The organism is Streptomyces sp. SM1, from assembly GCF_002910825.1.
GTDB classification, from domain to species: domain Bacteria; phylum Actinomycetota; class Actinomycetes; order Streptomycetales; family Streptomycetaceae; genus Streptomyces; species Streptomyces okerensis.
Genome location: NZ_NEUB01001009.1, coordinates 1 through 5,828, shown reverse-complemented (window position 1 = coordinate 5,828; position 5,828 = coordinate 1). Strand labels below are relative to the sequence as shown.

The following is a 5,828-nucleotide window of genomic DNA, read 5'->3' as shown; positions in this document are numbered from 1 at the left end:
GTACGGCTGCTGGCCGTCGAAGCCGTTGAGGGCGATCACGAACGGCAGTCCCGAGTTCTCGAAGTAGTCGACCGCGGGGAAGCAGTCGGCGAGACGCCGGGTGTCCACCAGCACGATCGCGCCGATGGCGCCGCGCACCAGGTCGTCCCACATGAACCAGAAGCGGTCCTGACCGGGCGTACCGAACAGGTACAGGATCAGGTCCTGGTCCAGGGTGATACGTCCGAAGTCCATGGCGACCGTCGTGGTCGTCTTGTCCCCGGTGTGGGTGAGGTCGTCGATGCCTGCCGAAGCGGACGTCATGACGGCCTCCGTGCGCAGCGGGTTGATCTCCGAAACGGCCCCGACGAACGTGGTCTTGCCCACGCCGAAGCCACCCGCCACCACGATCTTGGCCGAGGTGGTGGCGCGGCTTTCGGAGACCGCCCCGCCGCTAGAGCTTGCGAAGTCCACTGAGCACCCTTTCGAGCAGTGTCACGTCTGGCTGGCCGCCGGCGCTCTCGTCGCCGCCGGGCTGATGGATGGCGACCAGTCCCGCCTCCGCCAAGTCGGCGACGAGGATCCTGGCCACGCCGAGAGGGATGGTCAGCAGGGCCGAGATCTCGGCCACCGACTTGATCTCCCGGCAGAGGTTGCAGATCCGCTGATGCTCGGGCAACTGGCCCTGCATCTGATGCGGCTGCGCGGTGGTGTGCACCAGTGCCTCGATGGCGAGCTGGTATCGCGGCCTGGTGCGGCCGCCCGTCATGGCGTACGGGCGCACCAGGGGATTGTGAGCCGCCCCTGCGGGCGACTGCTCGGGGGCGCGGCGCTGCGGCTGAACGGGCTGGATGCGTGGCGCGTCCGGCTGGTCGTACGGCGAAGGGCCGGGGCCCTGCGGCGCGTACGGCTGCCGGTGGTTCGGGGCGGAAGGGTAGCCGTACCCGCTCTGGCCGCCGTCGTGCCGGCCCTGCGAGGGACCGTACGACCAGTTGCCCGACGATGAACCGCCTGGGGGTGTTGCCACTTTTTCCTCCTCCGGCTGTGCCTGGCACCCATCACTGTGGAGCCGCGTCCCGAAACCTTACGGCCCCGGGACGCCAAACCGCACCGTTCGTCCCTTAGTTGAGGAGGCTCCCCTGGAGCTCCGCACGAAGGTCCGGTGTCAGGACCGTACCGGCACGGTCGACCAGAAGGGCCATCTCGTACCCAATGAGGCCGATGTCCGCCTCCGGATGTGCGAGAACGGCGAGCGACGAACCGTCGGAAATGGACATCAGGAAGAGGAATCCCCGCTCCATCTCCACAACCGTCTGGTTCACGCTGCCGCCCTCGAAGATCCGGGAGGCGCCTGCCGTCAGGGACGTCAGGCCGGAGGCGACGGCCGCGAGCTGGTCGGCGCGGTCGCGCGGGAACCCTTCGGACATCGCCAGAAGGAGTCCGTCGGCGGAGACCACCACCGTGTGGGACACCCCCGGGGTGTTGTCCACGAAGTTGGTGATCAACCAGTTCAGGTTCTGTGCCGCCTGGCTCATCGGGCTCACACTAACGCTCCTGGTTGTAGGTGCTGTCAGGACCACCGTGCTGGTTCGTAGTGGCCTGGCCGTTCGTTTCACTGCCCGCGTTGCGGCCCCGTTGGACACCGCGACGCAGGTTGCTCAGCCTGCCCCGGACGTCTTCCGGGGCGCGGGAGACCTGGGGGCCTCCCTGAGGGGTGGTTTCTGCGGCTCCCTCGACCAGGTTGGCCTTGGGGACCCGCCGCGGCAGACCGGAGGAGGTCACTCCGCCCGCCTTGGGCTTCCGGAGCGACGAGGCCTGCTGCCAGTGCTCGTCGTTCGCCGAACGCCAGTCGCTGCCGCCGTTGTCCGCCGGAGCGGAGGCCGGCGGCTCCGGAGTCGTGCGGCGTGCGCCGCCCGTGCCGTTCGTGCCGTTCGCGGTGGATCCGCGGCGGGGAAGCCCGGCATTGGTCAGGTCGTGGCTCTCGGAGGGGGCCGCTCCCGGACGGTCGAAGCCTACGCTGTCCTGCTCGTGTACGTCACCGGCCTGCGCCGATTCGGCATCCGGGGCCTGAGCACCGTACTGGCCAGGGTAACCGTTGAGGTAACCGTCCTGCTGCGGCCAGTCGTCCCCCTGCCGCTGGTCCGTGAAGGCCGGGAAGCCGTCGGCGGTGGTCCCGGCCGTGTGGTCGCCCTGGGCCGGCTCCGCATAGGAGGGGTCCGGGTTGCCGCCGCCCGACGAGAAGGAATCGCTCTGCGGCAGCCGGCCGTTCTGGGCGTAGTAGCCCTCGCCGTACTTCTGCTGCTGCTGATCGTCGTACGCCGTCGGCTGCCCGTTGTCGTACGCCTGGGGGTCGTACGCCTGCGGGTCGTACCCGGCGTCCTGCTGCTGGAAGCCGTCGTAGCCCTGGTCGGCGCCGTCGTGCTCCCGGCCGTCGTAGCCCTGCGGGGCGGCGAAGGCGTCCGGGTAGCCGGATCCCTCGGGGGCCTGCTGGGCGTCCTCTGGGGCCGGCGCGGCCTGTCCGGGCTCCGACTGCGTTTCCAGGGCCGCCCGGCGCTCCTCGCGCATCAGCGAACGGCCGACCGGGTCCAGATCGCGGATGTCGTCGGGGACCTCCGCGTAGCGGCTGTCGTCGAAGCCCAGCTCGGCGGCGGTGCGCAGCGGCTGGTGGTTGAAGTTCTCACCCTGGAAGTGCTGCTCCGGGATGATCTGCGAGACCGTGAACTCGTCGCGGGCCGGCTGCTGCTCGCCGCCACCACCGTGGGTGATCGCGTCCGGCAGCATGACCAGCGAGGTGGTGCCGGCCTGCTCGCCCGAGGGGCGCAGCTGGACCCGGACGCCGTGCCGGTCGGACAGCCGGCCGACCACGAACAGGCCCATGCGCTGCGATATCGCGGCGTCCACGGTCGGCGGGTTGGCCAGCTTGTGGTTGATGTCCGCGAAGTCCTCGGCGGTGAGGCCGATGCCCTTGTCGTGGATCTCGATCATCACGCGGCCGTCGGGGAGACGGGTCGCGGTGACGCGGACCTTGGTCTGCGGGGACGAGAAGGTGGTGGCGTTCTCGAGCAGCTCGGCGAGCAGGTGCACGAGGTCGGTCACCGCGCGGCCGTGGATCTCGGCCTCCGGGACACCGGACAGCTCGATGCGCTCGTACTGTTCCACCTCGGAGGAGGCCGCGCGCAGCACGTCGACCAGCGGTACCGGCTGGTCCCAGCGGCGGCCGGGCTCCTCGCCCGCGAGGACCAGCAGGTTCTCGCCGTTGCGGCGCATACGGGTGGCCAGGTGGTCCAGGCGGAAGAGGTTCTCCAGCTGGTCCGGGTCGGCCTCGTTGTTCTCCAGGTCGGTGATCAGGGTCAGCTGGCCCTCGATCAGCGACTGGTTGCGGCGCGACAGGTTCGTGAAGATCGCGTTGATGTTGCCCCGCAGCAGGGCCTGCTCGGAGGCGAGCCGGACGGCCTCGCGGTGCACCTGGTCGAAGGCGCGGGCGACCTCACCGATCTCGTCGGTGGAGGAGATCGGGATGGGTGCGACCTTGGTGTCGACCCGGCCGGGGTCGGTCCGGGAGAGCTGGTCGACCAGCATCGGCAGACGCTGCTCGGCGATACCGAAGGCGGCGTTGCGCAGCTGGCGCATGGAGCGGCTCATCTGGCGGGCCACCATGCCGGCCAGGATGAACGCGGCGAGCAGGGCGATCACGACGGCGGCGCCGGTGATGAAGGCGTCGCGCTGGGCGGTGTCGGCGATCTTGGAGGCCTCGTCCACCGCCGCGTCGGCCAGGTCGGACTCGATCTCCCGGTAGCCGTCGAACTTGAGGGTGTTCACGGCCCACCAGTTGGCGGGGGTGATGCCCTTCTCGGCGAGCTCGGCACGCGCGGCCGGGTCGGTGGTGGAGAGGCGGCCGATCTCGGAGATCATCGTCTCCGGCTTGGCGGGCGGCGGGACGTAGTCCGGGTCCTGCTGCGCGGCCTCCTTGGCCATCGCGGCGCCCTCGGCCTGGATCCGCTGCGAGGTCTGCTCCAGCTTGGCCGCGTCGGCCTCGGTGCCACCGCCCTTGTACTCCTCGATGGCGATGCCCTCGAGGTAGGCGTACGAGGTGAGGGCCACGCGCTGGCTGGCGAGCTGGCTGTCGGTCGGGCCCGGCTTCACCAGCAGGTGCATGCCGATGGAGCGCTCCAGCGACAGGGCCGCCTTGGTCAGCGAGATCGCGTAGACCGTACGTCCGTAGCTGGTGATGTTTCCGGTGCCGAGGCCGAGTTCGTTGGCGAACTCCATCAGGGGGTGGGCGACCTCGACGTAGCCCTCCTCCGTCTGCACGCCCTTGAGCTTGGAGGTGTACGCGGCGGCGCGCAGGTCGGTGAGCTTCGGCTCGCCCTCGCGGAACACCCGCAGGCGGCGCTCCAGGCCGGGCTTGGCCGGCATGCTCTGCGCGGCCTCGTCGAAGGCGTCGGCGGCCTTGTCGGTGGCGGAGCGCGCCTTGGTGACGTCCGGGTCGTCCTGGCCCTTGCCCTGCAGCAGTGGGACCGCGGTGACGTCGCGCTCGTTGTAGAGGGCGTTGGCGTAGACGAGGGAGGCCCGCACCAGACGCGCGGTGTTCTCGGCGTCCTCGGCCTCGTTCCAGGTGTCGATCGAGCTCTTCACCTGGAAACCGCCCATGACCAGGCCGACCAGCACGGGTATGAGCAGAATCGCGTTCAGTCTGGTCGCCACCCGCCAGTTGCGCGGGGACATGCGACTTCCGCGCTGGGCGGGCGGGGCCGTCGGCTCGGGACCGGGTACGGGGGCGGGCGCCGCTGTGCGCGGCGGCGGCGTGAAGTTGCCCCGGGCCGATGGCTCGGGACTGTTCTTGCTTCGCCTCACTCGACCAACAACCTCTCGGCGGTCGGCACCTTCGTCGTGCCGCTGCGTCTCAGTGCCCGGCATGTCATCGACTACTGAGTACGTCTTTGACTAATGGGCAGTTCAAGCATTCCAGCATGCCGACCAGCGCTCTTCCAAACATGGGAAGGCGAGGATTTCGAGTGATGTAAGTCCTAGATAAAACGGTCATACGGAGCGACCTCCGGCAAAAGAGGAGCCGTTCGTGCGCACAGCGGTACCGTGCGAACGCGTCGCGTGTCGGCCTCTCCCGATTCCTCTGCCGAAACGTTATGAACACCAGGGCCGGCCGTGTCAAAGGACACAGCCGGCGCCGGTACATCTACGACAACCGCAGTATGTCGCTTCTGGTGGGGCTCTACCTGAGACGCGCCATGAGAGCATGTTCGACCAGTGTGATCAGCGCACTCTTCGCGTCCGAGCGGTGCCGGGCGTCCGTCGTGATGATCGGGGCGTCGGGCCCGATCTGCAGGGCCTCGCGCACCTCCTCGGGGGCGTACGGCTGCTGGCCGTCGAAGCCGTTGAGGGCGATCACGAACGGCAGTCCCGAGTTCTCGAAGTAGTCGACCGCGGGGAAGCAGTCGGCGAGACGCCGGGTGTCCACCAGCACGATCGCGCCGATGGCGCCGCGCACCAGGTCGTCCCACATGAACCAGAAGCGGTCCTGACCGGGCGTACCGAACAGGTACAGGATCAGGTCCTGGTCCAGGGTGATACGTCCGAAGTCCATGGCGACCGTCGTGGTCGTCTTGTCCCCGGTGTGGGTGAGGTCGTCGATGCCTGCCGAAGCGGACGTCATGACGGCCTCCGTGCGCAGCGGGTTGATCTCCGAAACGGCCCCGACGAACGTGGTCTTGCCCACGCCGAAGCCACCCGCCACCACGATCTTGGCCGAGGTGGTGGCGCGGCTTTCGGAGACCGCCCCGCCGCTAGAGCTTGCGAAGTCCACTGAGCACCCTTTCGAGCAGTGTCACGTC

5 protein-coding genes are annotated in these 5,828 nt (G+C 69.1%); all 5 read right to left on the bottom strand.

What is annotated here, in order from left to right:
* Window positions 1-453 (bottom strand): ATP/GTP-binding protein (locus tag B9S61_RS36310; RefSeq protein WP_103544387.1); only part of this gene is annotated, 453 nt, incomplete at its 3' end.
* A complete protein-coding gene (locus B9S61_RS36305; protein WP_103545984.1) occupies window positions 434-1,006 on the bottom strand; it encodes a DUF742 domain-containing protein in 573 nt (190 codons plus the stop codon). The genes B9S61_RS36310 and B9S61_RS36305, both read right to left, overlap by 20 nt.
* Before the next feature lie 94 nt (window positions 1,007-1,100).
* Window positions 1,101-1,514 (bottom strand): roadblock/LC7 domain-containing protein, encoded by a 414-nt coding sequence (locus B9S61_RS36300; protein WP_030948713.1) that lies wholly within the window; start codon window positions 1,512-1,514, stop codon window positions 1,101-1,103.
* A gap of 10 nt (window positions 1,515-1,524) precedes the next feature.
* Window positions 1,525-4,833, bottom strand: a complete 3,309-nt coding sequence (locus B9S61_RS36295) for a nitrate- and nitrite sensing domain-containing protein (RefSeq protein ID WP_181007699.1) — start codon at window positions 4,831-4,833, stop codon at window positions 1,525-1,527.
* A 376-nt stretch (window positions 4,834-5,209) separates the two neighbouring features.
* Window positions 5,210-5,800, bottom strand: coding sequence for an ATP/GTP-binding protein (locus tag B9S61_RS36290; protein ID WP_103545982.1), 591 nt, complete (start codon window positions 5,798-5,800; stop codon window positions 5,210-5,212).
* Between the last annotated feature and the right edge of the window lie 28 nt (window positions 5,801-5,828).

Excerpts from the sequence above, each read along its gene's own strand:
- B9S61_RS36300 (WP_030948713.1), bottom strand. The coding sequence starts at position 1,514 with ATGAGCCAGGCGGCACAGAACCTGAACTGGTTGATCACCAACTTCGTG.